Genomic DNA, 24984 nt, shown 5'->3' on the forward strand with positions numbered 1-24984 from the left:
TCCTGAACAGCCCCCCCAGCCCCCCTGGGCCGGCAGTGGCCAACCGACACTCCAACTACCTTCCCCAAGCGTTGGCCCGTGCGGATACTCTCCAGCCGCACGGGCCGCACGCGTTTCGGATTCAGGATTTCGGCTGGGCCAGTCCCAGGACGCGACCGCCCTTCGGGCCCTGCACCACGATCAGTGTCTTCAGCCCGTCGTCGGACGGCGCCGGCAGCCGGTAGGCCTGGGGCCGGCCACGCCACGCGCCCAGGCGGCGGATCTCCCGCACCACGTTCTTCTGCACGACCGCCTCGCCGCGGTTGTCGCCCGCCTTGGGCGTCACCTCGATGGCGCGCGGGTCGTAGCGGATGAGCCAGACATCGGCGCCGCCCTTGGCGACCCGTCCCGACCCCACGTCCACGCGCCGCGGCCCCACGAAACGGATGTCCGGCGGGTTGTGCGGCGCGGCCGCCGCCGCGCGCACCAGCCGGTCGACCTCGGCGGTCTTTAGGCCCTGGACCTCCTCGTGGCCGTCGATCACCACCTGGGGCGTGTAGGGCTCGCGCAGCTTCAGGCGCGTGACGTAGGCCTTCTGCCGCTCGGCGTATTCCGGCTTGGCGAAGGTGTCGGTCCAGCCCAGGTAGTCCCAGTAGTCCACAGAGAAGGTCAGGGCGATCACTCCCGGCCGCTCGGCCAGCTTGCCGAGATAGCCGTTGGCCTCGTTGCAGGAACCGCAGCCCTGGGCGGTGAACAGCTCCACGAGCACGGCCGGCCTGGCCGCCGCCGCGCCGGCCGAAGAGGCAAGCAGGATCAGGCTGAAAAGCGAGGCTTTCCGCATCGCCCCGGCTTAGGGCGTGTTCTCGGACCTGTAAATCTCAAGAAGCCGTGAGGGCTCTCACAGCCTGGCCGCCGCCAGGATCGGGCCGCCGCCGGCGGTCTGGACCAGGACGACGCTCCGAAGCGCGGGGTCTCCGGCGGGCGCGACATAGGTCGCAGCCTGACCGCTCCAGCCCCCGAGGCGCGTCAGGCTGCGGACGACGTTTCGCTGCGGCAGCGTCTTGCCGCCGTTCTCGCCGGCCTTCACCGGGACCTGGATGACCCGCGGATCGTATCGGACCAGCCAGACCTCCGCGCCCCGCCGCGGCGCCACGCCCGCCGCCACCGTGACCCGGCCCGCCGCGGACGAGACCTGCGTCGCCGGGAGGGCGCGTCCGCGGGCGATGAGGGCGTCCAGCCTGGCCGGCGTGTTGGCCACGGCGTCGGCCCGGCCGCCGGCCACCACCTCGGGCGTGAAGGGGGCTCCGTGGCCGAGAGCCTTGGCGTAGGCCACCTGCCGGGCGGTGAATTCGGGGCGCGCGAAGGTGTCCTTCCAGCCCAGGTGGTCCCAGTAGGTGACGTTGAAGCTGAGGGCGATGACGTCGGGCCTGTCCGCCGCCCGGGCGACCGCCTGGTCGGCCGGCGGGCAGGACGAGCAGCCCTGGCTGGTGAACAGCTCCACCACGACGGGCTGGGCGGGCGCGGGGCCGGCCCCAATCAAGGGAACGGCGGCGAGGGCGGCGAGGATCTGGCGCATGATCCTGTCTAGGTGGTGACGCCCACGCCATCGCGCACGGTCGGATGGCGCAGAAAGCTTCGCCCTGGGTAGAGTGCGCCGTCCGACCCAGGAGATCCCGTGTTCCAGGCCGACCCGCCCCCGCCGCCCGAGATCGTGCGCACCGAGTCCGACTACCTGCGGGTCGCCCGCAAGGACGTGCCCCTGCTGCTCACCCGCGACAAGCAGAGCGAGAAGGCGCTGATCCGCTACCAGCTCTTCGTGCGCACCGACGTGGAAGCGCGCCAGGCGGCCGCCGAACCCGACAGGCCGCCGCCGCCCGTCTTCTGCCAGTGGGCGGCGACGCTCTACCTCGAGCGCGAGCCCTGCTTCGAGACGCTCACCGGCAAGCTCGCCTGCGGGGAGCGCTACACGGTGCGCCTGCCCGATCGCGAAGACGGCCGCGAGACCCTGCCGCTCACGGCGGAAGCTTCGGCCTGCGCCGTCTCCAAGGCCGACGTCCAGGCCTCGGCGGGCCGCCTGGGCGCCGCCGCGGCCGCCAGCGCCGACGACCGCTTCGGCGACGACCTCACCCGCCGCCTGATGCCCGAACTCGCCAAGGGCGGCGTGAAGGCGGCGATCCGGACGGCGAAGTAGCCTTTTCCGAGGGATCGCGCTCCGCTCGACAGCCACGCACGAAGAAGGGGCCGCCGGACATGCCGCGCGGCCCCTCATCCGTCGGCCGACGCCGACACCTTCTCCCGCAAGGGGAGAAGGATTTCTTCAGGCTCTTACGCCGCCGGCTTGGCCAGGCTGCGCAGGACGTAGTTCAGGACGCCGCCGTGCTTGAAGTACTCGAGCTCGGTGGGCGTATCGATCCGGCAGCGGACCGGGAAGCGGGCGATGCGGCCGTCCGACGGACGGTACATCTCGACGATGAGCTGCTTGCGCGGGGCCAGTTCGGTCAGGCCTCGGATTGTGACGATCTCCTCGCCCGTCAGGCCCAGCTTGTGCCAGCCTTCCTGCAGGAACTGCAGCGGCAGCACGCCCATGCCGACGAGGTTCGATCGGTGGATGCGCTCGAAGCTCTCGGCCACCACGGCGCGGACGCCCAGCAGCTTCGTGCCCTTGGCCGCCCAGTCGCGCGACGAGCCGGTGCCGTATTCCTTGCCGGCGAACACCACCAGCGGACGGCCTTCGCCCTGGTAGCGCATGGCCGCGTCGTAGATCGACATCTGCTCCTGCGACGGGAAATGCTTCGTCACGCCGCCTTCCACGTCCGGGGTGATCCGGTTGCGGATGCGGATGTTGGCGAAGGTGCCGCGCATCATCACTTCATGGTTGCCGCGGCGGGCGCCGTAGCCGTTGAACTCGGACGGCGGGACCTGGCGGTCGATCAGGTACTGACCGGCGGGCGACGTCGTCTTGATCGAGCCGGCCGGCGAGATGTGGTCGGTGGTGATCGAGTCGCCGAAGACCGCCAGGACGCGGGCCTCGACGATGTCGGTGACCGGCGCCGGCTCCATCTGCATGTCGCGGAAGTAGGGCGGGTTCTGGACGTAGGTCGAGCCCATGTCCCAGTCGTAGGTCTGGCCGCCCTTGACCTTGATGCCCTGCCAGTTCTTGTCGCCCTTGAAGACGTCGGCGTAGCGCGTGGCGAACATCTTGTTCGTCACGTGCTTGCGCTGCAGGGCGGCGACCTCGGCCGAGGTCGGCCAGATGTCGCGCAGGTACACCGGCTTGCCGTCCTTGCCCTCGCCCAGCGGGTCGTTGGCCAGGTCGGTCAGCATCGAGCCGGCCAGGGCGTAGGCCACCACCAGCGGCGGCGAGGCCAGGTAGTTGGCCCGCACGTCCGGGTTCACGCGGCCTTCGAAGTTGCGGTTGCCCGAGAGCACCGACACCGCGACCAGGTCGTTCTTCTGGATCGTCTCCGACACCGGCTCGGGCAGCGGGCCCGAGTTGCCGATGCAGGTGGTGCAGCCGTAGCCGACCAGGTTGAAGCCCAGGGCGTCCAGGCTCTTGTCCAGCTTCGCGGCCTTCAGGTAGTCGGTCACCACCTGCGAGCCGGGGGCCAGCGAGGTCTTCACCCACGGCTTCACCGTCAGGCCCTTCTCGACCGCCTTCTTGGCCACGAGGCCGGCGGCGATCAGCACCGAGGGGTTCGAGGTGTTGGTGCACGAGGTGATGGCGGCGATCACCACGTCGCCGTTGCCCAGGTCGAAGTTCTCGCCTTCGACCTTGTAGCGCTCGGCCAGGGCGTCGGGCTTGCCGAACGTCTCGCCGGTCAGGGCGGCCTTGAACTCGTCGGCCGAGCTGGTCAGCAGCACGCGGTCCTGCGGGCGCTTCGGACCGGCCAGCGAGGCGGTGACCGTGCCGAGGTCCAGCTCCAGGGAGTCGGTGAACACCGGATCCGGATCGGTCGGCTCGCGCCACATGCCCTGGGCCTTGGCGTAGGCCTCGACGAGGGCGACGCGCTCAGGGGCGCGGTTGGTGGCCGCCAGGTAGTCGATGGTCGCCTGGGTGACCGGGAAGAAGCCGCAGGTGGCGCCGTATTCCGGAGCCATGTTGGCGATGGTCGCCTGGTCTTCCAGAGTGAGGTTGGCGAGGCCGGGGCCGTAGAACTCGACGAACTTGCCGACCACGCCCTTCTTGCGGAGCATCTGGGTGACCGTCAGCACCAGGTCGGTGGCCGTCGTGCCGTCGGGCAGCACGCCCGTCAGCTTGAAGCCAATCACCTCGGGGATCAGCATCGGGATCGGCTGGCCCAGCATGGCCGCCTCAGCCTCGATGCCGCCCACGCCCCAGCCCAGCACGGCCAGGCCGTTGACCATCGTGGTGTGGCTATCGGTGCCCACGACCGTGTCGGGATAGGCCACTTCCGGGCCCTCGTCCGAATTCGTCCAGACCGTCTGGGCGAGGTACTCGAGGTTCACCTGGTGGCAGATCCCGGTGCCGGGCGGCACCACGCGGAAGTTGTTGAACGCCGACGAACCCCAGCGGAGGAAGTTGTAGCGCTCGATGTTGCGCTGGTACTCGCGCGCCACGTTCTCGCCGAACGACTTCGAGGTGCCGAAATAGTCCACCATCACCGAGTGGTCGATCACGAGGTCGACCGGGTTCAGCGGGTTGATCTTCTCGGGGTTCGCGCCCAGCGCCGTCATGGCGTCGCGCATGGCGGCCAGATCGACCACCGCCGGCACGCCGGTGAAGTCCTGCATCAGCACGCGCGCGGGGCGGAAGCTGATTTCGTGCTCGACCGAGCCCTTGTTCTCCAGCCAGGCGGCGACGGCCTTCAGGTCGTCGTCGCCCACCGACACGCCGTCCTCGTTCCGGAGGAGGTTCTCGAGAAGCACCTTCATCGAGATGGGTAGGCGCGAAATGCCCGAAAGTCCCGCTTCCTCCGCGGCCGGTAGGCTGTAGTAAGCGTAGGTCTTGTCGCCGACCGTCAGTTGACGGCGGGTCTTGAGGGTGTCCACGGACGCCATATTCAGGAGATCCTTTTCTGCTCGCTGCCAGCCAGACACCCAAAGGGGATCGCGCGCTCTATCAGAGACGGACACACAGCGTTCGTCCCCGCGCGGCGTTGGTTCCCCCCAAGCGTCGGCGGCCGCCGCTTCATAGACCCGACCTATGCGTCCGTCCATGCACGGGCCGAAGAACCTTCCGAAAAGCCTGGATGTCCGCTTGATCTCTCTGCTGTCCATCAGGGGCGCCGCCGTGCGGCGGGGCGGGCGGCTGCTGTTCGAGGGCGTCTCGCTCGAACTGGCCGCCGGCGAGGCCTGCGTCCTCACCGGACCCAACGGCTCGGGCAAGACCAGCCTGTTGCGGGCTGTCGCGGGTCTGGTGCGTCTCGAGGCCGGCGAGGTCGGCTTCGGCGGCGTCGATCCGGCCGACGCGCGCGGCGATCTTCACCTCGTGGGCCACGCCGACGGGCTGAAGGCGGCGAGGACCGCCCGCGAAGAGCTCACCTTCTGGACCCGCTGGGGCGGCGGGACCGACGCCGCCCAGCGCGAGGCGGCCGAGGCCCTGGAGCTCGTCCCCCTGCTCGACCTGGAGGTCCGCCGCCTGTCCGCCGGCCAGCGCCGCCGCCTGGCCCTGGCCCGGATGCTGGCCGCGCCGCGGCCGCTGTGGCTGCTCGACGAACCCCTGAGCCCGCTGGACGCCCGCTGGCGCGAGGGCTTCGGCGCCATCATGCGCCGCCATCTCGACGGCGGCGGCATGATCCTGGCCGCCGTCCACGACCCCCTGCCGGTCGCCACGCGCAGCCTGGAGCTCACCGCATGAGCCGCTTGGCCGCCCTCATCGCGCGGGAGACGACGCTGGCCTGGGGCCGCGGCGGCGGGCCGCTGGTGGCGCTGGGCTTCTATGCCGGGGTCGCCACCTTCCTGCCGCTGGCCATCGGTCCCCAGCACGACCGGCTGGCCTCCATCGCCACGGGCGCCGCGTGGGTCGCGCTGGCGCTGGCCTCGCTGCTGTCGCTGGAGCGGATGTTCGAGCGCGACTACGAGGACGGCGCGCTGGACCTCCTGATGCTCTCCCCGGTTCCGCTGGAGCTCACCTGCCTCGTCAAGTGCGCCGGCCAATGGCTGGCGACGGGCGCGCCACTGGCCCTGGGCGCCCCGGTCGCCGCCATCGCCCTGGGCGCCGATCCCGCGCTGAGCCCGCTGATCTTCGCGTGCGCACTGCTGGGCGGCATCGCGTTCGCCTTCGTGGGCGGAATCGGCGCGGCCCTCAGCCTGGGCGCGCGCCGGGGCGGCCTGCTGACGGCGGTGATCGTGCTGCCGCTGTTCGTCCCGCCGGTGATCTTCGGCGGCGGCGCGCTGGCCAACTTCGCGGGTGGTCTGCCCTGGACCGCAGGCTTCGCCTTCCTGGGCGCCTACGCGGCCGCGGCGGTCGCCTTCGGCCCCCTCGCCATGGCCGCCGCCTGCCGCAACGCGCTGAGCTAGCTCCGGGGCTTCGGCTGCCAGAGCGCGTTGACGATCACCCAGCGGTCGCCGAAGCGGCCGAGGTGGAAATAGTCGACGAACCAGGGCGTCTCGACCCGCGCGACCGCGGCGTTGCCGGCGATGTCCAGCACGCGCACCGACCGGTTCCACTGGTCCTTCGGCGTCTTCAGGACACCCTGCTTGGTCAGGTCGACCAGCTCCTCCTTGGTCATCCGGCGCAGCGCCAGCTTCTCGTCGGGATCCACGGTGACCGCCCGCTTGGCGAGATCGGGATGCAGCGAGCGGGCCACGCGCGTGGCGTCGCCCTCGAGCTGGCCGTCCACATAGTCGTAGGCCACGGCCTCGATGGCCTTCACCTGGACCGGGTCCAGCGGAGCCGGGACCGGCGGCGCGGGGGCGACCGCCATGGTGGCGGCGGCTAGCAGGGCGGCGAACATCGGTCTCCCTCCACGTTCGAAGCGTCGCCGTATGCCGCCTCAAGGCCTTGGAAGCACATGAAGAAAGCTTAATCCCCGCTGCCGCTTTTCGGCCGCATGCTCCCGCCCAGCTTGAACCTCGAAGGGAACCTCAAGCGGGAGACGAGACCAACGATGTCGAAGCCCATGACCTGGCTCCTGGCAGGAGCCGCCATCACCCTTTCCGGAGCCGCCCTTTCGGGCGTCGCCCTGGCCCAGACCGGCGACCAGGCCCGTCGCGAGGCCGTCGAAGACGCGGGCGCCTCCGCGCGGCGGGATGAGCGCCCCGAACGCGCCGAGCGCCGCGAGGTGCGGATCTATCGCCAGGGCGACATGGTCTGGCGCGGCGGCCGGCCGGATCAGCTCTCCGACATCCTCCAGCTCCGCCCGGACCAGGAGCCCGCGCTCAAGGCCTTTCTGGGGGCCACCCGCCGCGACGGCCCGCAGCGCGACCACATGGTGAAGTTCGAACGCGACGGCGATCGCACCACCCTGCAGCGCCTCGACGACATGCAGGCTCGGATGGCCGAGCAGCAGGCCGACACGAACCGCCGGATCGCCGCCATCCGCACCTTCTACGGCCAGCTCGACGCGAAGCAGCGGAAGGCGTTCGACGCCTTGCCGATGCTGATGTTCTCGGGTCCGGCGTTCGGGCCGATGCTGATCCCGGCGGGCCACCACATGCCGATGCCCCCGGAACCGCCCGAGCCGCCCGAACCCCCGAAGCCGCCACGCCTCTGACGGCGCGAAGCTGCGGCTTGCCGGGCGGGCGCTCGCTCTCTATGCGAAGGTCATGAGCTGGGCGCCCGCCTTCCTGTCGAATCCGGATCGCTTCATGGCGTTCTCCCGCTGGGCGGCGCCGATGTTCGGGGTTATCGCCCTCGCCCTGGCGGCGGCGGGCCTCTACCTCGGCTTCACCGCCCCCGAGGACTACCAGCAGGGCCAGACGGTCCGGATCATGTTCATCCACGTACCGGCGGCCCAGATCAGCATGTTCGCCTACGTCTGCCTGGGCGTGGCCAGCTTCCTGGCGCTGATCTTCCGCCACACCCTGGCCGACTGCGCGGCCCAGGCCGCCGCCCCGCTCGGCGCGGCTTTCACCTTCCTGGCCCTCGTGACCGGCTCGCTCTGGGGCCGGCCGATGTGGGGCACATGGTGGGAATGGGACGCCCGCCTGACCTCGGTCCTGGTGATGTTCCTGCTCTACATCGCCTACATGGCCCTGCGCGCCTCGATGGACGACGAGCAGAAGGCCGCCCGCGCCGCCGCCATCCTGGCGCTGGTGGGCTCGATCAACCTGCCGATCATCCATTTCAGCGTCGAATGGTGGAACTCCATCCACCAGGGCTCGTCGCTGTTCCGCAAGGGCGGGCCCTCGATGCCGCCGGTGTTCTGGATCCCGCTGCTGCTGATGGCGCTCAGCTACATGTCGGCGTTCGGCTCGCTGTGGCTGGTGGGCATCCGCGGCGAGGTCTGGCGCCGCCGCGCCGAGGCCGCCGCGCTCCGGGCCGCGAAGGGCTGACATGTTCGACTTCAAGTACGCCGAGTTCATCGTGCCGGCCTTCGGGATCACCGCGCTGGTCTTCGCCGGCATGATCGCCGCAACGCTCGCCCATGCCCGCCGCTGGCGGCGGCGGTACGAAGAGCTGACCCGCAAATGAGCCGCTGGCTCGCCTTCCTGCCGATCGTGGCGCTCGTGGCGCTGGGCGGCCTCTTCTATTTCTACGCCCTGCAGCGCACGGACTCGAAGTACCAGCCCCAGGCGTTGGTTGGCCGCATGGTCCCCGACGTCACCCTGCCGACGCTCGCCGAAGGCCAGCCCGTCCGCATCCGCGCCGCGGCCGCCGAAGGGCCGATGGTGGTCAACTTCTTCGCCTCCTGGTGCGCGCCGTGCGAGATCGAGCATCCGGTCCTGATGGGCCTGAAGGGCTCGGGCGTCCGCGTCGTCGGGATCGCCTACAAGGACGCGCCGCCCAACACCCAGGCCTTCCTCGCCCGGCTGGGCAACCCCTTCACCACCGCCCTGGTCGACCGCGACGGCCGGGCGGGCGTCGAGTTCGGGGTCACCGGCGTGCCCGAGACCTATGTGATCGGCCGCGACGGCAAGGTCTTGGCCAAGCACACCGGCCCGCTCGACGAGGCCGAGTCGGCGAAGCTGGCGAAACTCGCGCGTTAACCATGCATTGAGATGGACGCGGCAGTTTGGCCGCATCGCCTGTTAACCATGTTGGCCGCGCCCCCGTGACGACGATCCGCTCGAACCCGTTCCCGCAGCAGACGCCCCAGCGGCCGATGGGCCAGGACGCGTCCAAGGTCGCGGCCCAGCGGGCGTTCTTCGAGGCCCTCGGCAAGGCGCAGGCCCCGATCCAGGCCGCCCCGACGGCCGCGGCGCCGAGCGTCGCGGCGGCCCCGGCCGCAGCGCCCGCACAACGCACCGTAGCGGAGGCTGGCGCCGAACAACCCCAGCGCATCCCGCGCCCCGGCTCGCTCATCGACATTCGCGTCTGAGCACCCCACAGTGGGTTCCACGCCTAAGCCTCGAAATTAACTGTAATTTATCACGGAACGCCGTACGTCCCCGGCGGGTTTTATCGCCGCAAGCAGCTTTGATAGGCCCATGGGACGCGAAGATCGCATCTACGAAGAGGCCGTCGCCCTTTGGCGGCAGCTCTACGGCGAACCGCCGCCCACCGAGGCGGGCGGGGCCGAGCTGCTGGGCCTCATCGTGGGCGGGCTGGCCGACGCCGACTACAACCGCCTCCAGACCCCGCACCTGCGCCCGAGCAACATCACCTTCCCGAAGGCGTAGAGCCGGCGCGCCTACTCCGTCGGCGGCGGCGGCAGCTCGTCGGCCTTCACGTACTTCATCAAGAGCGGCGCGTGGGCGATTGAGAACACCACCGTCAGGATCATCATGCCCGGGAACCGGAACAGCACCCACGTGCCGTCCGGCTGGGTGCGCCAGATGACCTCGTTCAGCGCCGCCAAGGCCAGGAAGAAGCCGGCGTAGTTCAGCGTGAGCTGCCGCCATGTGGCCTCCGGCATCGCGAACGCCTCGCCCAGCACCAGCTTCAGCGGATGCTTCTTCATCGCCAGCCCACCCAGCAGCAGCAGGCCGATGGCCGTGTTTACGATGGTCGGCTTTATCTTCAGGATCCGGGGATCGTGGAAGAACAGCGAGGCGCCGCCGAAGACCAGCCCCGCCCCGCCCACGAACAGCGGCAGCGGCGCGATGCGGCGCTCCACGGCAAAGCCGACCGCGATTGCGGCCACCGAGCCGATCACCAGTCCCCATGTCGCCTTCTGCAGGTCGTGCGTCGCCAGGTAGGCGATCAGGAAGGCGGCCAGGGCGGCATAGTCCACGAAGTAGCGGACCCAGTGCCGGTTGTTCTCGGCGCTCATCGAATGGGTTCCTCGAGGCCCACCAGCGAGCGGGCGAAGGCGCGGGCGTCGAAGGGCTGCAGGTCGTCGACCCCCTCGCCCACGCCGATCAGCTTGATGGGGCTATCCGACGCCTGGGCCACCGGCACCAGCACGCCGCCGCGCGCCGTGCCGTCCAGCTTGGTCATGACGATGCCCGACACGCCGATCTGGTTGCCGAAGATGTTCTCCTGCGCCAGGGCGTTGCGGCCCACGGTGGCGTCCAGCACCAGCAGGGTCTCGTGCGGGTAGTCGGGATCGACCTTCTTCACCACGCGGATGATCTTCAGCAGCTCTTCCATCAGGCCGGCCTTGTTCTGCAGGCGGCCCGCGGTGTCGATCAGCACCACGTCGTAGCCCTCGTCGCGGGCCTTCTGCACGGCGTCGAACGCCAGACCGGCCGCGTCCGATCCCGTCGGTCGGCCCATGAACTGCGCGCCCGCGCGCTCGGCCCACACTTTGAGCTGCTCGACGGCGGCCGCGCGGAAGGTGTCTCCGGCCACTACCAGCACCTTGGCGCCCTGGCGCGTCAGGTCCGTGGCGATCTTGCCCAGGGTCGTGGTCTTGCCCGAGCCGTTGACGCCGATGAACAGCACCACATAGGGCCGCGGTCCCGACAGCGGCTCGAAATCACCCTGCCGGCTCGTCAGCTCGTCGCCGATCGCCGTGGCCAGCGCCTCGCGGATCTCGCTCTCGTCGACGTCCTTGCCGAACTTCTCGGAGGCGAAGCGCTCGGTGATGCGCGCGGCCGAGTGCGGGCCGAGATCGGCTTCGATCAGCATCTCCTCCAGCTCGTCCAGCTTGGCCTGGGTGAGCGGCTCCTTGGAGACGAAGACCTGGGCGATCTGGTCGCCCATCTGCTTGGAGGACTTGGTCAGGCCTTCGGTAAGGCGCGCGAACCAGCCGCGTTTGGGTTCTGCCATGGAGGCGGCTTCTAGCGCGTCATCCGGCGAAGTGGAAACCGGTTCGCAGCGCTGACGCCGCGCCACGCCAAAGTGCGGCCACTTGCCCTGCGCCACGCGCCACCGCATCAAGGGCGGATGGACGCCCTCGGCCAGGCCCTGACCATCCTCGACTACGGCGCTGTGGCGGTGTTCGGGGCCTCGGGCGCGCTGGCGGCGGCGCGGCGCAAGCACGACATCATCACCTTCGGCTTCTTCGCGGCGGTCACCGGTGTCGGTGGCGGCACGCTGCGAGACCTCCTGATCGGCGCGCCGGTGTTCTGGGTGGGCCGGCCGGAGTACATCGTGGTCTGCCTCGTGGGCGCGCTGGCGATCTGGGTCCTCGGCTGGGGCCAGGGGCGCGAGCGGCTTCTCCTGTGGCTCGACGCCCTCGGCATGGCCGCCTACGCCGTGGTGGGCGCGCTCAAGGCGACCTCGCTCGGCGTGCCGCCCGTCTCGGCGATGATCATGGGCGTCCTGACCTCGACCTTCGGCGGCGTCATCCGCGACATCCTGGCCCACGAGCCGTCGATCCTGCTGCGCCGCGAGCTCTATGTGACCCCGGCCCTGATCGGCGCGGCGGTCTTCGTCGGCCTGCACGCCCTCGACCTCACGCTCCTGGTGAGTGGGACCATGGGCTTCCTGGCGGCCTTCGTGGTCCGCGCCGGCGCCATCCTGTTTGGCTGGCAGATGCCGGGCTTCCCGGGCCGCGCGCCGCCCGGCTAGGTGTCGTGGTCCGGGTGCTGCAGGCTGACGATACTCGCCAGGTGCGCCGCGGCCCAGGGCTCCGTCGGTTCGTGGGTCGGCAGGTCCGCCAGCGCGTCGACATAGGGAAGCTTGTTCTCGCTGCCCAGTTGCTCTGAGAGCTGCACGGCGGCCGGATCGTCCAGCGTCCCGATCGCCACCGAGATGACGCCTGCGGCATGCTCCCATGTCAGCGGCGTTCCGCACGCCTCGCAGAAGCCGCGCCAGACCTTGTTGGAGCTCTGGAATCGTTTGAGTCGGCCGCGCGTCCACTCAAGGCCGCCAAGGCCGACATAGGGTCCGAACAGCCCGCCAGTGGCCTTCTGGCACATGCGGCAGTGGCAGATGCTGGCCTCGCCCAAAGCGTCCGCGCGGTAGCGGATCGCGCCGCACTGGCAGCCGCCGGCGATGTTCACGCCGCCACCGCGGTCAGGCGTCGTCCATCATGCCCGGTCACCCGCATCGCCGCCAGCCGCCCCACCTGCGCCTCGCCCGTGAAGGCGATCTCGGTGAAGTCCTCCGCCCGCGCGACGCCCGGCCGCTCGACCAGGCCCGAGAGCATGCGGCCCACCTGCCGGTCCAGGTGGCGCGCCAGCCCCGCCTCGCCGGCGGCGCGCAGGCGGGCGGCGCGGGCCTTGACCACCTCGCCCTCCACCTTCGGCATTCGCGCGGCGGGCGTGCCGGGTCGCGCGCTGAACGGGAAGACGTGCAGAAACGCCAGGCCCGCCTCCTCCACCAGCCGGATCGAGTTCTCGAACATCTCGTCGGTCTCGGTGGGGAAGCCCGCGATCAGGTCGGCGCCGAAGGCCACGTCGGGACGGACGGCCCGCACCTCGGCCACCAGCCTCAGCGCGTCGGCGCGCAGGTGCCGGCGCTTCATGCGCTTCAGGATCATGTCGTCGCCCGCCTGCAGGCTGAGATGCAGGTAGGGCATCAGCCGCGGCTCGTCGCGCAGGCAGCGCATCAGGTCGGGATCGATCTCGGCCGCGTCGATGGACGACAGGCGCAGGCGCGGCAGCTCGGGGACCAGCTTCAGGATTCGCGCCACCAGTTGGCCCAGCGTCGGCTGGCCGGGCAGGTCGGCGCCCCAGCTCGTCACGTCCACGCCGGTCAGCACCACCTCCTGGTAGCCCTGGGCCGTCAGCTTGCGCACCTGCTCCACCACCTCGCCGGCGGCGGCCGAGCGCGAGTTCCCGCGGCCATAGGGAATTATGCAGAAGGTGCAGCGGTGGTCGCAGCCGTTCTGGACCTCGACATAGGCCCGCGCCCGGTCCTTCAGCCCGTCGATCAGGTGCCCGGCCGTCTCGCGCACGCTCATGATGTCGTTGACGCGCACCCGCATCGGCTCCGCGCCCTGCGCCGGCGGGGCGTACGCGCCGGGGGCGCTCTTCTCGGCGTTGCCCAGCACCAGGTCCACCTCGGCCATCGCGGCGAAGGCGGCGGGGTCGATCTGGGCCGCGCAGCCTGTGACGATCAGCTTGGCGCCCGGGCGCTCACGGCGGGCCTTGCGGATGGCCTGTCGCGCCTGCCGCACCGCCTCGCCCGTGACGGCGCAGGTGTTGAAGACGATGGCGTCCGACAGCCCGTCCTCGGCGGCCCGCTTGCGGATGACCTCGCTTTCGTACGCGTTCAGCCGGCAGCCGAACGTGACGATATCGACGCCGTCGGCGGACGGGCTGGGCGTGTTGTCAGGGGCGTCGGCCGACACGGGCTCCGTCCTTCGCGTAGACCACCTTCAGCGCCACGGCGCACACGTCCTTGCCGGCCACGGGGCCGAAGACGCGCGAGTCCGCGGCGTTGTCGCGGTTGTCGCCCATCAGATACCACGAACCCGGCGGCACGGTCGTGGCGGCCACCTGATCCAACGCGCCGGTCGGACCCAGGTCGTAGATGCGGTGGCGCGCCCCGTTTGGGAGGGTCTCCTCGAACTCGGTCGTGCGCACGGCAAGGTTCGGCGTCGCCACAGAGCCCAGAGGCCGCCGCGTCACCGCCCGGCCGTCGATGGTCAGCACGCCCTGCTCCATCGCCACCGTCTGGCCGGGCCCCGCCACGACCCGGTGGATGAACGGCGCGGCGGTCCCCGGCTTGCGGAAGACGACCACGTCGCCCGGCCGCGGCCTCGCCTTGCCGCACTCGGCGCGGGCGCCATCGACCATCACGATATCGGCTGGGCGCAGGGTCGGCGCCATCGACTCGCTCTCGATGTTGTACGTTGGGTGCGGGCCGTACGAGCTGTAGGCCATGTTCCCGACCAGCAGCAGCAGCCACGGGGCGAGATAAAGCAGCACCAGCTTGCTGGGTCGGCCGGCCTTCGGCGGCGCACGCCAAGCCAGGACCGCGGCGGCCGCGCCCAACAGCACGGCCACGACCGCGCTGCCGATAAGCAGCCCGCTCAGGCCGAAACGATAGACACCGGGCGGAGAGGCCAGCGTCCATTCGGTCGCCGCGATCGCGCCGGCGGCGAGTATGACCACGGTCATACCGACCGCCTTCCAGGCGCCGGCGTAGGCGAAGCCCACCGGCGGGAACAGCGCGTTCAGCAGGAAGGCGATCCACCAGCGGCGTGGCCGGGGCGGCCAGGTCGTCTCGCTCAAGGCGCCACGCCCCCAGGCAGCTCACCCATGAAGTCCACGGCGGCAGGGCCGGTCATGATCACATGGCCGTCGTCCCGCCACTCGATGTGCAGCTCGCCCCCGTCCAGCACCATGGTGGCGTGCCGGCCCACCAGGTCGCGGCGCGAGGCGGCCACCAGGGCCGCACAGGCGCCCGTGCCGCAGGCCTTGGTCAGGCCCGCCCCGCGCTCCCAGACCCGCAGCCGGATACGGTGGCGGTCGATCACCTGCGCGAAGCCGACGTTCACGTGCTGCGGAAACAGCGGATGCTTTTCGATCTGAGGCCCGATCTTCGCGATCGGCACTGCCTCGACGTCCGGCACGAAGAACACCACGTGCGGATTGCCCATCGAGACGCAGCCCGGCGGCGCCATCAGGTCGGCGTGGTGATACAGCACGACATCCAGGGCGGCCGTGTCGTGCGCCTCGGCCAGCGGGATCTGGGTCCAGTCGAGGCCGGGCTCGCCCATGTCAACGCTGACAAGCCGCTCGCCGGCGCGGGTCGCCACCAGCCGGCCGGCATTGGTCTCGATCGCCACCTCGTCCTTGCCGGTGGACTGCATCAGCAGCCAGCCGACGCAGCGCGTACCGTTGCCGCAGGCCGAGACCTCGTCGCCGTCGGCGTTCCAGAACCGGACGCCCGCATCGGCGTCGTCGGCGTGGCCGATGACGATGAGCTGGTCGCAGCCGACGCCGCTCTTGCGGTCGGCGATCGCGCGCACTTGCTCAGGCGTCGGGTCGAACGGGGCGCTGCGGGTCTCGACCACGACGAAGTCGTTGCCGAGCCCATTCATCTTCAGGAACGGACGGCTCATGGCCGCGGCTATATAGGCGAAAGGCGCAGCCGTCGCACCTGAGGCAAAAAAGAGCCTCCGCCGGGGTGGCGGAGGCTCCAGGTGGAACCGCTCGGGCTTCTGGGGAAGAAGCGGTTCAGGCGATCGGGGAGGCGATCAGGTCCGCTCGATGGCGGCGGCGGTGTCGTCGATCATGGCGATGATGCGGTCGAGCTCCTCGGGCGAGACGGGGCGGCCCATGCGGTTCCGCAGCGCCATGCCCAGGTTCATCATAGCCCGACCCACGCGGTGGCGGCCCGGCCCGGCGTGACGCGAGGCCTCCTCCATGCGGCCGAAGACCTGCTCGACCGCTGGACGGCTGCGCTCCAGCTCGGCCTTGCCGTCGTCGGTGATCTCGAAGCGCTTGCGCCCGCCGCCTTCGGCCTCGACCTGGCGGATGAAGCCCTCGTCCTCGAGCATGGCCAGCGTCGGATAGACTACGCCCGGCGAAGGGCGGTAGGCGCCGCCGGTGCGCTCCTCCAGCTCCTTGATCAGCTCGTAGCCGTGGCGGGACTGCTCCTCGAGCAGCGCCAGCACCACGACCCGCAGGTCGCCGTGCTCGAAGAACCGGCCGAAGCGGCCGCGGCGACGCTCGTGACGATCCTCGCCATGCTCGCGGCCCATGCGCCCGCCCCAGCCGTGGCGGCTGCGGTGGAAACGGTGTTCGTGAAAGTGTCTGTGCATTCCAATTAGACCTAGTTTCGATATGTCTGAATTTTAGATACATCGAAATCGTATCGGCTTGCAAGCGCTTTTTCGATACAGTCGAAATCGTATCGAAAGAGGCGTGTCGTCGCCGCCCGTCAAACCAGCCGCATCGACAGTTCCACGTCCTCGGCGAACGGCGTCGAGAGGTAGCCGGCCGCCGGGTCGCGCACCCTAGCCAGGTATTCCGGGCAATAGTCGGCGTTGTCGGCGACGATCAGGGCGCCGGGCCTCAGCCGGCTCTCCAGCAGGCTCAGGATGTCGCCGTAGAGCGCCTTGGCGCCGTCCAGCAGCACCAGGTCGATGGTCTCGGGCAGGCCGACGGCCAGGGTCTGCAGCGCGTCGCCCTCGCGGATCTCCACCAGGTCGGCGACTCCGGCGGCGGTGAGGTTGGCCCGCGCCCGCGCCGCCTTGGACGGTTCGAACTCGGTGGTGATGATCCGGCCCCCGCCGTTGTCGCGCAACGCCGCGGCCAGGTGCAGTGTCGAGAGCCCGAACGACGTCCCGAACTCGACGACCGACTTCGCCCTTACGATGCGCGCCAGCATGTAGAGCAGCGCCCCGGTCTCGCGCGACACGGGCAGGGCGAAGTCCCTGAGCTGGGCGTAGAAATCGCGATACGCCGTCTTGCTCCGCATCAGCCTGGCGCGCTCCTCGGCGGGAACGTGGGCGAACGCCGGGCTCCGGGCCGGCGAGGCGGCGTCGGCCTCGTGGAACAGCCGCTCCAGCAGGGGCGCGAGCGGCGCAGTGGTCAGGGTGGTCATGGAAAATCTCCGGGGTTCGGCGCGTCCTTGCGCCGCCCAAAAAATGCGACTAATTCGTCGCATTCGATATTCGCATTGACTGAAAGCGCCATGGCGGATCGCCCAAGTCCCCGGATTTCCTCGCGAAAGCAGCCACGACAGGCGCGCTCGACCGAACTGGTCGGCGCGATTCTGGAGGCGGCGGCTCAGGTTCTGGCGAAGGAAGGCGCCCAGCGCTTCACCACCGCGCGGGTGGCCGAGAAGGCGGGCGTCAGCGTGGGATCGGTCTACCAGTACTTCCCGAACAAGGCGGCCATACTCTTTCGACTCCAGGCCGACGAGTGGCGTGAGACCACCACCCTTTTGCGGGACATCCTGGAGGACACGAGCCGCCCGCCGCTGGCGCGACTCCGCGCCCTCATCCACGCCTTCATCCGCTCGGAATGCGAGGAGGCGGCGATGCGGGTGGCGCTGCACGACGCGGCCCCTCTGTACCGCGACGCCCCCGAGGCGCAGGAGGCCCGGCGCTCCAGCCAGCACTTCATCCAGGCGTTCATGGCCGAGACCCTGCCCGAGACGCCCGAACCCACGCGCGCCCTCGCCGCCGACCTCATCAAGCGGACCATGAGCACGGTCGGAAAGGAGTTCTCGGAAACGCCACGGACGCCGGACGAGATCGCCACCTACGCCGACGCCATGGCCGACATGTTCTGCGCGTACCTGGAGAGTCTGGCGCGGCGCTGACGCGCTCAGACCTCCTTGAGCACCTCGGCCAGCAGCTTGCCCTCGGCCCTGCGGTTCGAGCCGGCGCGCCAGGCGACCACGATCTCGCGGGCGGGGTGATCCGCCTCGATGGGCCGCACCGCGATGTTGGCGCCGGCGAGGCCCGCGTTCACCGCCATCTGCGGCAGGAAGGTAACGCCCAGGCCCGAGCCCACCATCTGCACCAGGGTCGGCAGCGAGGTGGCGGCGAACGGCTCCTCGCCGGCGCCCACTCGCGGCGGGTTCAGTCTGCAGGCCGACAGCGCGTGCTCGCGCAGGCAGTGGCCGTCCTCCAGCAGGATCATGTTCTCGCGCTCAAGCGCCTCGGGCGAGGCGGACTTCAGCTTCGCCAGGGGATGGTCGGCGGGAAGCGCCGCCAGCAGTTCGTCATCGGCCACGTGCGCCCACTCCAGCCCGGCCATGTCGAACGGCAAGGCGATCAGCGCCGCGTCCAGCCGGCCGGCCTTTAGCTCGACGATCAGCCGCTGGGTCAGGTCCTCGCGCAGGAACAGCCTCAGCTTGGGGAACTTCTGGCGCAGCAGCGGCAAGGCCCCGGGCAGCAGGAACGGCGCGATCGTCGGGATCACGCCCAGGCGGAACCGCCCGGTCAACGGCTGGCCGGCGTTCTTCGCCGCCTCCACCAGTTCCTCGGCCTCGTTGAGGATCACCGTCGCCCGCCGCAGCGCCTCCTCGCCCACGGGCGTGAGGATCACGCCGGTGCGGGCCCGATCAACCACCGGCGCCCCCAGCGTGCGCTCCAGCTCCTGGATGCCGGCCGACAGGGTGGGCTGGGTGACGTGCGCCGCGTCGGCCGCCTTCCCGAACGCCCCGTGCTCGGCGAGCAGCTTCAGGTACTGCAGTTGTCGGATGGTGGGGAGCATTCCGCGAAATCCGTCGTCCCGGCCCATGGCGCGCGCAGCCCGGAAGCCGCGCCGGGGCCCAGCGGCGCTTATATAGACCCAACCTATTTCAATTCCAAAAACTATCGATTGGAACTCTGAGCCGGCGCGCCCTATCTCCCCGGTGCGGCGGCCCTCCTCCCCTTGTGGCCGCTACTCACAATTAGGAGTTCCGAATGCTGGGTGTTGGCCAGACGCTGCCCGATTTCAAGGTCGTGGGTGTGAAGCCCAAGTTCATGCGCCACGAGGAAAACGGCGAGAGCGCCTTCGAGACCATCACCAAGGAAAGCTTCCCCGGGAAGTGGAAGGTCATCTTCTTCTACCCGAAGGACTTCACCTTCGTGTGCCCCACCGAAATCGCCGAGTTCGCCCGCCTGAACCGCGAGTTCGCCGACCGTGACGCCGTCGTCCTGGGCGGCTCGACCGACAATGAGCATTCCAAGCTCGGCTGGCGCCGCGAGCACCCGGACCTGCACGAGCTGGCCATCTGGAACTTCGCCGACAACTCCGGGAAGTTCGCGTCGGCCCTCGGTGTGCTGAACGAGGAAGAAGGCGTCGCCCTGCGCGCCACCTACATCGTCGATCCCGACAACGTGGTGCAGCACGTCTACGTCACCAACTTGAACGTCGGCCGCAACCCGCAGGACACCCTGCGCGTGCTCGACGCGCTGCAGACGGACGAGCTCTGCCCCTGCAACCGCGCCGTTGGCGGCGACACGCTGAAGGCCGCCTGAGGCCGATAGTCACCGGACCCGCGTAACGCACACCGCGCGGGCTCCGGACCTGGCCGGGGACGCTCTCCCCCTCCCCCCTGAGCGTCCCCGGCTTTTTCATCGAATTTTCGGAGACACCATGTCGCTCGACGCCCTGCGCGATGCCCTTCCCGCCTATGCCAAGGACATCAGCCTCAATCTCGGCAGCCTGGCCTCCGAGACTGTCCTCACCGACCAGCAGAAGTGGGGGGCGTTCGTCGCTTCGGCGCACGCCACCGGCGTGCCGGCGGTGGTGAAGGCGGTGGAAGCCGCGGCGGATGCCGCCGGCCTGTCGCCCGACGCCAAGACCGCCGCCAAGGCGGCCGCGGCCATCATGGGCATGAACAACGTCTACTATCGCTCGCTGCACCTGCTCTCGAACGGCGAGTACAAGACTCTGCCGGCCCGCCTGCGGATGAACGTGCTCGCCAACCCGGGCGTCGACAAGGCCGACTTCGAGCTGTGGTCCACCGCCGTCTCGGCCGTGAACGGCTGCGGCATGTGCCTCGACGCCCACGAGGCCGAGCTCAAGAAGCACGGCGTCCCGGCCCAGAGCATCCAGACAGCCCTGCGCATCGCTGCGGTCGTCAACGCCGCCAGCCGCGTCATCGCCGCGGAAACCGCCCTCGCGGCGTAGGCGAGCTAGTTGCTGCCCCGTTGGGGGAGCTGTCGGCGAAGCTGACTGAGGGGGTCCTCAACCATCGTTGGGTGACTCCCTCCGACGCTTCGCGCCACCTCCCCCAACGGGGGAGGAACTGTTCGCTACCCGATCGCCGCGGCCAACCTGGCCACGCCGGCGTCCATGGCCCGTGGCGGAAACCCGGTGAAGCCCAGCAGCAGGCCGTGGCGGGGTTCGGCGCGGTGGTAGAGCGGGCTGATCCCGCGGGCCAGGACACCGTTTCGCAGCGCGGCCGCCTCGACCTCCAAGTCTGCCCGCCCGTCCTTGAGGTAGGCGATCAGGTGCATGCCCTGGTCGGGGACGTCCACGTCAAGCACGTCACCGAGCCGCCGCGCCAGCGCCTCGGCCAGGGCGTCGCGCTGGGCCTTGTACGCCAGCCGGCGCCGGCGGATGTGGGCCGCGAACTGTCCGCTCTCCATGAAGTCCAGCGTGATCGCCTGGGTCAGGGTCGGCGGCTGGCGGTCGGCGAGACGGCGCAGGCCGGCGAACGCCTGCATGAGCGGCCGAGGCGCCACGAGGTAGCCTAGTCGCAGGCCGGGGAAGAGCGACTTGTTGAAGGTGCCCACGTAGATCGTGCGCTCGCCCCCATCCAGCCCCTGCAGCGAGGCCAGCGGCGCGCCGGCGTAGCGGAACTCCGAGGCGTAGTCGTCCTCGACGATCCAGGCCCCGGTCGAACGCGCCCAGGCGATCAGCTCCAGCCGCCGGCCCATCGACATGGCCACCCCCAGCGGGAACTGGTGCGATGGCGTCACGAAGCAGGCCCGCGCATCCGGGGCCTGCGCGACCCCCGCCTGGACCACCAATCCCGATCGATCCACCGGCACGGCCACGCCCTCGGCGCCGGCGGCGAGCAGCGCCTGCCAGGTGTTGGCGTAGCCAGGGTCCTCCAGCCAGACGCGGTCGCCCGGCTTCAGCAGCAGGCGGACCGCCAGGTCCACCGCGTGCTGCGCCCCCGCCGTCACGATCACCTGCTCCGGGTCGCAGACCACGCCCCGGGCGGCGCGCAGATAGTCCGCCACCGCCGCGCGCAGGCCGGGGTCGCCCGCCGGCTCGCCGTAGCCGAAATGGGCCGGCGACAGGTGGCGCAGCGCCCGCCGCGTGGAGGCGCCCCAGGCGTCCTGGGCGCGGGCGTCCATCAGCGTTCGGCCGTTCGAGAACGTCTGAGGATCCAGGGCCGGGGCCCGCGCCGTGATCTCGGCAAGGCCGTGCGCGCGCTCGGGCAGCATGGGGGGCGGGGCCGGCTCCGGCGCAGGGCTCCCCGGCTTCAGGTCCAGCACCCCCGAGAGGTCCTGCGAGACATAGGTGCCCGACCCCGTCCGGCCCTGGGCGTAGCCCTCCGCCAGGAGCTGGTCGTACGCGGCAACCACCGACGCCCGCGCCACACCCAGCCGCAGCGCCAGGTCCCGGCTGGACGGCAGGCGTCCGCCCGGCTTCAGCGCCCCGGCATGGATCGCCCCGCGCACCTGGTCGTAGACCTGCCGGATGACGGGCCGCCCGACCTCCGGCGCGGACCAGGGATAGACTTCAGCCCAGCTCACGGCGCCCCTCCGAATGGTCTGTCCAGATGCTGCAAAGTGGACCTATTCAACAGACCACATGCGGCGTAGCTCGCCAACCCGAAAGGAGGCGGCCATGCCCGTGACCCCGTACACCCCGACGATCAACGCCCTGCGCCGTCTCCTGATCGGCGTCCTGGCCTACGCCATCGCCGTCGCGCTCGTCGCGACGACCACGGCGGCTCTGGTCCCGATGCTGCCGGCGGCGAAGCTTTTCCCAGGGCCGCCGCCGGTCGTGGCGCGGGTTCCGGTCGCGACCCCGGCGACCGGGCCCGCGCCCCAGCTTGGAGCCCGGTCATGAGCCCGCCCGACGGGACCGGCGCCTTCACGCCCACCGACCGCTCGCGCGTGCGCCGCCGGCCGCAGCGGGCCCGCTACGACGAGGCGGCGGTCTACGGGATCCTGGACGCGGGCGTCATGGCCCACGTCGGCTACGTCATCGACGGCCAGCCGTTCGTCACGCCCACCGCCTATTGGCGCGAAGATCGCAAGCTCTATTGGCACGGCGCCGCCGCCAGCCGGATGCTCGCGACGGTGGCGCAGGGCGCTCCGGTCTGCGTGACCGTGAGCTTCCTCGACGGCTTCATCGTCGGCCGCTCCGGCATCATGCACTCGCTGAACTACCGCTCGGTGATGGCCTTTGGCCGCGCCCGGCTCATCAGCGATCTCGGCGAGGTGCGCGCGGCCATGGACGCCTTCGTCGACCGCCTCTACGCCGGCCGGCCGCTCAAGCTGCGGCCCACCACGGACGATGAGCTGCGCCGGATCACCCTCGTGGAGATGGAGATCGAGGAGGCCTCGGCGAAGGTCCGCGACACCGGCCCCGGAGACCTGCCGGCCGACGAGGGCTGGCCCGCTTGGTGCGGCGTCTTTCCGGTGGAGACGCGGATCGGCCCGGCCCTGCCCGAGCCGGGCATGGGAACCGGCGGCGCGCCTACGCCCGACCTCGCCCCCTATCGCGAGGGCGCGCGTCTGGACGATACGCTGGCCGCCGCGGCGGCGGCCTACGGCCTGCCCGTCTCCACGTAGCGCTTCAGGCGCGCCACGCCTTCGCCCATGACGCCATCGACGCCGGGCGCGATCGAGACGATGAAGTCCCGCGCGCCGCCCACGTTGTAGGTGACGGTGAGTTCGGTTCCGCCGTCCTTGGGCTTCAGATCGAAGGCCCAGGCGCCCGAGACACCCTCGTCCTGCAGCGGGCCCATGGCGGCGGCGATCCGTACCTGCCGGTTCGGGATCACCAGCTCGACCACGCCGTGCCGCACCCCGCCGCCATCGGGCAGGGTCTCGCAGAAGCAGGCGTTGGCGCTCAGGGGCATGGTCATGTTGGCCGCCTTGCCGGAATAGGTGTGGGCGTCGCTCCACCAGCGGCCGATCTCGCCGATCGCCTTGAAGACCTTTTCGGGCGGCGCGGCCACCTGCTGCACGTACTTAAGCCGGAAGCCGTAGGCGCCCTTGTCGACGACCTCGGCCTGGGCCGTCGGCGCCATGGCGAACGCAAGGGCGGCGCCCGCCGCCAGGATCATGGACCTCATGCTTCTCCCCCGGAATTCAGGCCGGCTCGAAGCTTAGCGGTCCTCCCCAGAAGGTCTCAACCAGGCTGTTCTGCTGGCCGGGCTCGCCGGTCGTGAGGAAGCGACGAACGGCGCCCGTTCCCGGCCGGAATTCCGGATGGCGGGCGAAATAGCGCTCCAGGGCGTCGGCGGTGGCGTCCGGTTGGCGGATCAGCGGCGTGCCGGGCGGCAGGGCGGCCCGGAACAGGTCGGCGACGATCTCGTAGTGGGTGCAACCCAGGATGGCCCGGTCGGGATTGCGGCCGATCCGCGTGGCCAGCGCCTTCACATGGCCCTGGATCGTCGCGGCCAGTTCGTCGCGCGGCGCGTTGGTCTCGATCATCCGGGCCAGTTCCGGACACGGCTCAGAGAACACCGCCACGTCCTGCCGCCGCTTGTCGATCTCGATCTCGTAGACTCGGCTCTTCGTGGTCGCGGGCGTGGAAAACACCCCCAGGATCTCCAGCTTCTCGGCCTTCTCCTCGCGCCACTGGGCCTCGTGCTCCCAGGGCAGGCCCGTGGCGGCCTCGATGGTCGGCACGACGATGCCCAGCACGTTGACGGGACGGCCCACCTCGCGCCGGTAGCCCGGCAGCCACGTCTGCTGCAGCCGCCGGAGCGCGACGCTGGCGGCCGTGTTGCAGGCGAGCACGACCAGGTCGCAGCCCTCCTCGAACAGCCGGATGCAGCCCGCCTTGGTCAGCTCGACGATCTCTTCGCCGGGCCGGCCGCCATAGGGGGCGTTGGCCTGGTCGGCCAGGTAGATGAAGTCCGCGTCGGGGAACCGCTCCACCAGCCGGTGATGCACGGTGAGGCCGCCGACCCCGGAATCGAACACGCCGATGCTCATGCCCCGGTGTTAGCGGGCGCGCCGCCCAACGCCTAGGGGCGGCGGCGCCCCGACCTTGAAAGACCGCCGGAATTCGGGCGTATGCGGACCATGTCTCCACGGCTTCTAAAGACGCTTAACACCCGCCACGGCACGATGCTGGCCTTCCCCGGCGACCAGTTCGTGACCCCGTGCCTGGAGGTCTACGGCGAATTCAGCCAGGCCGAGTGGAAGCTGCTGGAACAGCTCATCAAACCCGGCATGATCGTGGTCGAGGTCGGCGCGAACATCGGCTCCCACACCGTCGCCATGGCCCGCGCGTGCCGCCCGGGCGTGCTCTACGCCTTCGAGCCCCAGCGCCGTGTCTTCCAGGTGCTCTGCGCCAACCTCGCGCTGAACGACGTCGACAACGTGGTGGCCCGGCCCGAGGCGTGCGGCGCCGAGGCGGGAACCGCCACCATTCCGCCTCTCGACTACGCCTCGAACAGCAACTTCGGCGGCGTCTCGCTCGCACCCGCGGGCCAGCTCGGGGAAACCGTCCGGGTGATCCGCCTCGACGACCTGGGCCTGGCCCGGTGCGAGCTGATCAAGATCGACGTGGAGGGATTCGAACTGCAGGTCCTGGCCGGCGCCGCCGAGACGATCGAGCGCCTGCGGCCGGTCCTCTACCTCGAGAACGACCGCGCCGAGCACCAGCGGGAGTTGATCCGGCGGGTCCACGAAATGGGCTACCGGATGTTCTGGCACACCCCGCCCCTGGCCGGCCCCGGCAACTTCAACGGCGTCGAGCGGCTGGTCTTCGACCGCAACTACATGTCGCTGAACATGCTCTGCGTTCCGCAGGAGACGCCCGCCAACACCGACATGGAAGCGGTGGACCCCGACGACCCGCACCTGCCGGCCGCTTTCAACCGCGAGCCCGTCGGCGCCTAACCGAAGAGGTCGGCCTGGGCGGCCGCCTTCGCCCCCTCGATGCCCAGCAGCTTGAGCTTGGTGTTCACGCCGCCGCGCGCCGAGAACCCGCCGGGCTTGCCGCCGGCCG

The 24984-nt window shown here is 70.4% G+C and carries 32 protein-coding genes; 16 read left to right on the forward strand and 16 right to left on the reverse strand.

Going from position 1 to position 24984, the window contains the following annotated elements; genetic code table 11:
* Positions 1-121 precede the first annotated feature (121 nt).
* Both Q0L11_RS17140 and Q0L11_RS17145 read right to left on the reverse strand, forming a co-directional pair.
* Positions 122-820: a thioredoxin family protein gene (locus tag Q0L11_RS17140; RefSeq protein ID WP_296598832.1), complete on the reverse strand. Its 699-nt coding sequence runs from the start codon at positions 818-820 to the stop codon at positions 122-124.
* Between the two features lie 57 nt (positions 821-877).
* On the reverse strand, positions 878-1555 hold the full coding sequence (locus Q0L11_RS17145; RefSeq protein WP_296598833.1) for a thioredoxin family protein: 678 nt from the start codon (positions 1553-1555) through the stop codon (positions 878-880).
* Between the two features lie 99 nt (positions 1556-1654).
* Between Q0L11_RS17145 and Q0L11_RS17150 the strand changes: the two genes are divergently transcribed.
* Positions 1655-2170 carry a hypothetical protein gene (locus Q0L11_RS17150; RefSeq protein ID WP_296598834.1) on the forward strand — a complete coding sequence of 172 codons (516 nt, stop codon included), beginning with the start codon at positions 1655-1657 and terminating at the stop codon, positions 2168-2170.
* A gap of 134 nt (positions 2171-2304) precedes the next feature.
* On the opposite strand, the gene acnA is transcribed toward Q0L11_RS17150, so the two are convergent.
* On the reverse strand, positions 2305-4998 hold the full coding sequence (gene acnA, locus Q0L11_RS17155) for an aconitate hydratase AcnA (protein ID WP_296598836.1): 2694 nt from the start codon (positions 4996-4998) through the stop codon (positions 2305-2307).
* 199 nt (positions 4999-5197) lie between these two features.
* Here acnA and ccmA point away from each other — a divergent pair, with 199 nt between their 5' ends.
* Both ccmA and ccmB read left to right on the forward strand, forming a co-directional pair.
* Positions 5198-5797: a heme ABC exporter ATP-binding protein CcmA gene (gene ccmA / locus Q0L11_RS17160; RefSeq protein ID WP_296598837.1), complete on the forward strand. Its 600-nt coding sequence runs from the start codon at positions 5198-5200 to the stop codon at positions 5795-5797.
* Positions 5794-6459 carry a heme exporter protein CcmB gene (gene ccmB / locus Q0L11_RS17165; RefSeq protein ID WP_296598838.1) on the forward strand — a complete coding sequence of 222 codons (666 nt, stop codon included), beginning with the start codon at positions 5794-5796 and terminating at the stop codon, positions 6457-6459. Before ccmA ends, ccmB begins: the two co-directional genes overlap by 4 nt.
* Here the strand turns inward: ccmB and Q0L11_RS17170 are convergent.
* Complete coding sequence (locus Q0L11_RS17170; RefSeq protein WP_296598839.1) at positions 6456-6896, reverse strand: nuclear transport factor 2 family protein; 441 nt, start codon at positions 6894-6896, stop codon at positions 6456-6458. The genes ccmB and Q0L11_RS17170 overlap by 4 nt on opposite strands.
* 153 nt (positions 6897-7049) lie before the next feature.
* Between Q0L11_RS17170 and Q0L11_RS17175 the strand changes: the two genes are divergently transcribed.
* From Q0L11_RS17175 to Q0L11_RS17200, 6 genes are all read left to right on the forward strand, one after another.
* The gene (locus Q0L11_RS17175; RefSeq protein WP_296598841.1) at positions 7050-7655 is read left to right on the forward strand and encodes a Spy/CpxP family protein refolding chaperone; all 606 of its coding nucleotides are present in this window, start codon (positions 7050-7052) and stop codon (positions 7653-7655) included.
* A gap of 10 nt (positions 7656-7665) precedes the next feature.
* The gene (gene ccmC / locus Q0L11_RS17180) at positions 7666-8436 is read left to right on the forward strand and encodes a heme ABC transporter permease CcmC (RefSeq protein WP_296598876.1); all 771 of its coding nucleotides are present in this window, start codon (positions 7666-7668) and stop codon (positions 8434-8436) included.
* 1 nt (position 8437) lies between these two features.
* On the forward strand, positions 8438-8575 hold the full coding sequence (ccmD, locus tag Q0L11_RS17185; protein ID WP_296598843.1) for a heme exporter protein CcmD: 138 nt from the start codon (positions 8438-8440) through the stop codon (positions 8573-8575).
* Positions 8572-9090, forward strand: coding sequence for a DsbE family thiol:disulfide interchange protein (locus tag Q0L11_RS17190; RefSeq protein WP_296598844.1), 519 nt, complete (start codon positions 8572-8574; stop codon positions 9088-9090). The genes ccmD and Q0L11_RS17190 overlap by 4 nt, the downstream gene beginning before the upstream one ends.
* A gap of 65 nt (positions 9091-9155) precedes the next feature.
* On the forward strand, positions 9156-9422 hold the full coding sequence (locus tag Q0L11_RS17195) for a hypothetical protein (protein ID WP_296598845.1): 267 nt from the start codon (positions 9156-9158) through the stop codon (positions 9420-9422).
* Positions 9423-9531: 109 nt separating this feature from the next.
* Entirely contained in the window at positions 9532-9723 is a 192-nt protein-coding gene (locus Q0L11_RS17200; protein WP_296598847.1) for a hypothetical protein, read from the forward strand.
* Positions 9724-9734: 11 nt separating this feature from the next.
* Here Q0L11_RS17200 and Q0L11_RS17205 read toward each other — a convergent pair whose 3' ends face one another.
* On the reverse strand, positions 9735-10316 hold the full coding sequence (locus Q0L11_RS17205) for an inner membrane-spanning protein YciB (RefSeq protein WP_296598849.1): 582 nt from the start codon (positions 10314-10316) through the stop codon (positions 9735-9737).
* Positions 10313-11257, reverse strand: a complete 945-nt coding sequence (gene ftsY / locus Q0L11_RS17210; protein WP_296598851.1) for a signal recognition particle-docking protein FtsY — start codon at positions 11255-11257, stop codon at positions 10313-10315. The genes Q0L11_RS17205 and ftsY overlap by 4 nt, the downstream gene beginning before the upstream one ends.
* A gap of 117 nt (positions 11258-11374) precedes the next feature.
* Between ftsY and Q0L11_RS17215 the strand changes: the two genes are divergently transcribed.
* Complete coding sequence (locus tag Q0L11_RS17215) at positions 11375-12001, forward strand: trimeric intracellular cation channel family protein (protein ID WP_296598853.1); 627 nt, start codon at positions 11375-11377, stop codon at positions 11999-12001.
* Here the strand turns inward: Q0L11_RS17215 and Q0L11_RS17220 are convergent.
* From Q0L11_RS17220 to Q0L11_RS17245, 6 genes are all read right to left on the reverse strand, one after another.
* A complete protein-coding gene (locus Q0L11_RS17220; RefSeq protein WP_296598854.1) occupies positions 11998-12435 on the reverse strand; it encodes a GFA family protein in 438 nt (145 codons plus the stop codon). The genes Q0L11_RS17215 and Q0L11_RS17220 overlap by 4 nt on opposite strands.
* Complete coding sequence (gene mtaB / locus Q0L11_RS17225; protein WP_367183452.1) at positions 12432-13727, reverse strand: tRNA (N(6)-L-threonylcarbamoyladenosine(37)-C(2))-methylthiotransferase MtaB; 1296 nt, start codon at positions 13725-13727, stop codon at positions 12432-12434. Before mtaB ends, Q0L11_RS17220 begins: the two co-directional genes overlap by 4 nt.
* The gene (gene lepB / locus Q0L11_RS17230) at positions 13708-14613 is read right to left on the reverse strand and encodes a signal peptidase I (RefSeq protein WP_296598856.1); all 906 of its coding nucleotides are present in this window, start codon (positions 14611-14613) and stop codon (positions 13708-13710) included. Before lepB ends, mtaB begins: the two co-directional genes overlap by 20 nt.
* Entirely contained in the window at positions 14610-15446 is an 837-nt protein-coding gene (gene dapF / locus Q0L11_RS17235; RefSeq protein WP_296598858.1) for a diaminopimelate epimerase, read from the reverse strand. Before dapF ends, lepB begins: the two co-directional genes overlap by 4 nt.
* Positions 15447-15581: 135 nt before the next feature.
* Complete coding sequence (locus Q0L11_RS17240) at positions 15582-16088, reverse strand: PadR family transcriptional regulator (protein WP_296598859.1); 507 nt, start codon at positions 16086-16088, stop codon at positions 15582-15584.
* A 179-nt stretch (positions 16089-16267) separates the two neighbouring features.
* Entirely contained in the window at positions 16268-16933 is a 666-nt protein-coding gene (locus tag Q0L11_RS17245; protein WP_296598861.1) for an O-methyltransferase, read from the reverse strand.
* Positions 16934-17023: 90 nt separating this feature from the next.
* On the opposite strand from Q0L11_RS17245, the gene Q0L11_RS17250 reads away from it, so the two are divergent.
* Complete coding sequence (locus Q0L11_RS17250) at positions 17024-17656, forward strand: TetR family transcriptional regulator (protein ID WP_296598862.1); 633 nt, start codon at positions 17024-17026, stop codon at positions 17654-17656.
* 5 nt (positions 17657-17661) lie between these two features.
* On the opposite strand, the gene Q0L11_RS17255 is transcribed toward Q0L11_RS17250, so the two are convergent.
* A complete protein-coding gene (locus Q0L11_RS17255; RefSeq protein ID WP_296598863.1) occupies positions 17662-18555 on the reverse strand; it encodes a hydrogen peroxide-inducible genes activator in 894 nt (297 codons plus the stop codon).
* Between the two features lie 194 nt (positions 18556-18749).
* Between Q0L11_RS17255 and Q0L11_RS17260 the strand changes: the two genes are divergently transcribed.
* The gene (locus Q0L11_RS17260) at positions 18750-19307 is read left to right on the forward strand and encodes a peroxiredoxin (RefSeq protein WP_296598864.1); all 558 of its coding nucleotides are present in this window, start codon (positions 18750-18752) and stop codon (positions 19305-19307) included.
* Between the two features lie 118 nt (positions 19308-19425).
* On the forward strand, positions 19426-19962 hold the full coding sequence (locus tag Q0L11_RS17265; protein WP_296598865.1) for a carboxymuconolactone decarboxylase family protein: 537 nt from the start codon (positions 19426-19428) through the stop codon (positions 19960-19962).
* A gap of 125 nt (positions 19963-20087) precedes the next feature.
* Here Q0L11_RS17265 and Q0L11_RS17270 read toward each other — a convergent pair whose 3' ends face one another.
* Positions 20088-21542: a PLP-dependent aminotransferase family protein gene (locus Q0L11_RS17270; RefSeq protein WP_296598867.1), complete on the reverse strand. Its 1455-nt coding sequence runs from the start codon at positions 21540-21542 to the stop codon at positions 20088-20090.
* A 94-nt stretch (positions 21543-21636) separates the two neighbouring features.
* Here Q0L11_RS17270 and Q0L11_RS17275 point away from each other — a divergent pair, with 94 nt between their 5' ends.
* Positions 21637-21861 carry a hypothetical protein gene (locus Q0L11_RS17275; RefSeq protein ID WP_296598868.1) on the forward strand — a complete coding sequence of 75 codons (225 nt, stop codon included), beginning with the start codon at positions 21637-21639 and terminating at the stop codon, positions 21859-21861.
* On the forward strand, positions 21858-22589 hold the full coding sequence (locus tag Q0L11_RS17280) for a pyridoxamine 5'-phosphate oxidase family protein (RefSeq protein ID WP_296598870.1): 732 nt from the start codon (positions 21858-21860) through the stop codon (positions 22587-22589). The genes Q0L11_RS17275 and Q0L11_RS17280 overlap by 4 nt, the downstream gene beginning before the upstream one ends.
* Here the strand turns inward: Q0L11_RS17280 and Q0L11_RS17285 are convergent.
* Complete coding sequence (locus Q0L11_RS17285) at positions 22565-23095, reverse strand: SRPBCC domain-containing protein (protein WP_296598871.1); 531 nt, start codon at positions 23093-23095, stop codon at positions 22565-22567. The genes Q0L11_RS17280 and Q0L11_RS17285 overlap by 25 nt on opposite strands.
* A gap of 16 nt (positions 23096-23111) precedes the next feature.
* A complete protein-coding gene (locus Q0L11_RS17290) occupies positions 23112-23963 on the reverse strand; it encodes a glutamate racemase (RefSeq protein WP_296598872.1) in 852 nt (283 codons plus the stop codon).
* 90 nt (positions 23964-24053) lie between these two features.
* Here Q0L11_RS17290 and Q0L11_RS17295 point away from each other — a divergent pair, with 90 nt between their 5' ends.
* Positions 24054-24875: an FkbM family methyltransferase gene (locus tag Q0L11_RS17295; protein ID WP_296598874.1), complete on the forward strand. Its 822-nt coding sequence runs from the start codon at positions 24054-24056 to the stop codon at positions 24873-24875.
* The last annotated feature ends 109 nt before the right edge of the window (positions 24876-24984 follow it).

The organism is Phenylobacterium sp., assembly GCF_024508875.1.
In the GTDB taxonomy this organism is placed as follows: Bacteria; Pseudomonadota; Alphaproteobacteria; order Caulobacterales; family Caulobacteraceae; genus Phenylobacterium.

What these genes read in the sequence shown, in the direction of transcription:
- Q0L11_RS17175 (WP_296598841.1), top strand. Translation starts at nt 7,050, where the DNA reads ATGTCGAAGCCCATGACCTGGCTCCTGGCAGGAGCCGCCATCACCCTT.
- Q0L11_RS17215 (WP_296598853.1), top strand. Translation starts at nt 11,375, where the DNA reads ATGGACGCCCTCGGCCAGGCCCTGACCATCCTCGACTACGGCGCTGTG.
- Q0L11_RS17280 (WP_296598870.1), top strand. Translation starts at nt 21,858, where the DNA reads ATGAGCCCGCCCGACGGGACCGGCGCCTTCACGCCCACCGACCGCTCG.
- Q0L11_RS17265 (WP_296598865.1), top strand. Translation starts at nt 19,426, where the DNA reads ATGTCGCTCGACGCCCTGCGCGATGCCCTTCCCGCCTATGCCAAGGAC.
- Q0L11_RS17140 (WP_296598832.1), bottom strand. Translation starts at nt 820, where the DNA reads ATGCGGAAAGCCTCGCTTTTCAGCCTGATCCTGCTTGCCTCTTCGGCC.
- Q0L11_RS17260 (WP_296598864.1), top strand. Translation starts at nt 18,750, where the DNA reads ATGCTGGGTGTTGGCCAGACGCTGCCCGATTTCAAGGTCGTGGGTGTG.
- Q0L11_RS17295 (WP_296598874.1), top strand. Translation starts at nt 24,054, where the DNA reads ATGTCTCCACGGCTTCTAAAGACGCTTAACACCCGCCACGGCACGATG.
- ccmB (WP_296598838.1), top strand. Translation starts at nt 5,794, where the DNA reads ATGAGCCGCTTGGCCGCCCTCATCGCGCGGGAGACGACGCTGGCCTGG.
- Q0L11_RS17145 (WP_296598833.1), bottom strand. Translation starts at nt 1,555, where the DNA reads ATGCGCCAGATCCTCGCCGCCCTCGCCGCCGTTCCCTTGATTGGGGCC.
- Q0L11_RS17170 (WP_296598839.1), bottom strand. Translation starts at nt 6,896, where the DNA reads ATGTTCGCCGCCCTGCTAGCCGCCGCCACCATGGCGGTCGCCCCCGCG.
- Q0L11_RS17275 (WP_296598868.1), top strand. Translation starts at nt 21,637, where the DNA reads ATGCCCGTGACCCCGTACACCCCGACGATCAACGCCCTGCGCCGTCTC.
- acnA (WP_296598836.1), bottom strand. Translation starts at nt 4,998, where the DNA reads ATGGCGTCCGTGGACACCCTCAAGACCCGCCGTCAACTGACGGTCGGC.
- Q0L11_RS17285 (WP_296598871.1), bottom strand. Translation starts at nt 23,095, where the DNA reads ATGAGGTCCATGATCCTGGCGGCGGGCGCCGCCCTTGCGTTCGCCATG.
- ftsY (WP_296598851.1), bottom strand. Translation starts at nt 11,257, where the DNA reads ATGGCAGAACCCAAACGCGGCTGGTTCGCGCGCCTTACCGAAGGCCTG.
- Q0L11_RS17290 (WP_296598872.1), bottom strand. Translation starts at nt 23,963, where the DNA reads ATGAGCATCGGCGTGTTCGATTCCGGGGTCGGCGGCCTCACCGTGCAT.
- Q0L11_RS17190 (WP_296598844.1), top strand. Translation starts at nt 8,572, where the DNA reads ATGAGCCGCTGGCTCGCCTTCCTGCCGATCGTGGCGCTCGTGGCGCTG.
- Q0L11_RS17205 (WP_296598849.1), bottom strand. Translation starts at nt 10,316, where the DNA reads ATGAGCGCCGAGAACAACCGGCACTGGGTCCGCTACTTCGTGGACTAT.
- dapF (WP_296598858.1), bottom strand. Translation starts at nt 15,446, where the DNA reads ATGAGCCGTCCGTTCCTGAAGATGAATGGGCTCGGCAACGACTTCGTC.
- Q0L11_RS17200 (WP_296598847.1), top strand. Translation starts at nt 9,532, where the DNA reads ATGGGACGCGAAGATCGCATCTACGAAGAGGCCGTCGCCCTTTGGCGG.
- Q0L11_RS17240 (WP_296598859.1), bottom strand. Translation starts at nt 16,088, where the DNA reads ATGGGCCGCGAGCATGGCGAGGATCGTCACGAGCGTCGCCGCGGCCGC.
- Q0L11_RS17255 (WP_296598863.1), bottom strand. Translation starts at nt 18,555, where the DNA reads ATGCTCCCCACCATCCGACAACTGCAGTACCTGAAGCTGCTCGCCGAG.
- Q0L11_RS17245 (WP_296598861.1), bottom strand. Translation starts at nt 16,933, where the DNA reads ATGACCACCCTGACCACTGCGCCGCTCGCGCCCCTGCTGGAGCGGCTG.
- ccmD (WP_296598843.1), top strand. Translation starts at nt 8,438, where the DNA reads ATGTTCGACTTCAAGTACGCCGAGTTCATCGTGCCGGCCTTCGGGATC.
- Q0L11_RS17250 (WP_296598862.1), top strand. Translation starts at nt 17,024, where the DNA reads ATGGCGGATCGCCCAAGTCCCCGGATTTCCTCGCGAAAGCAGCCACGA.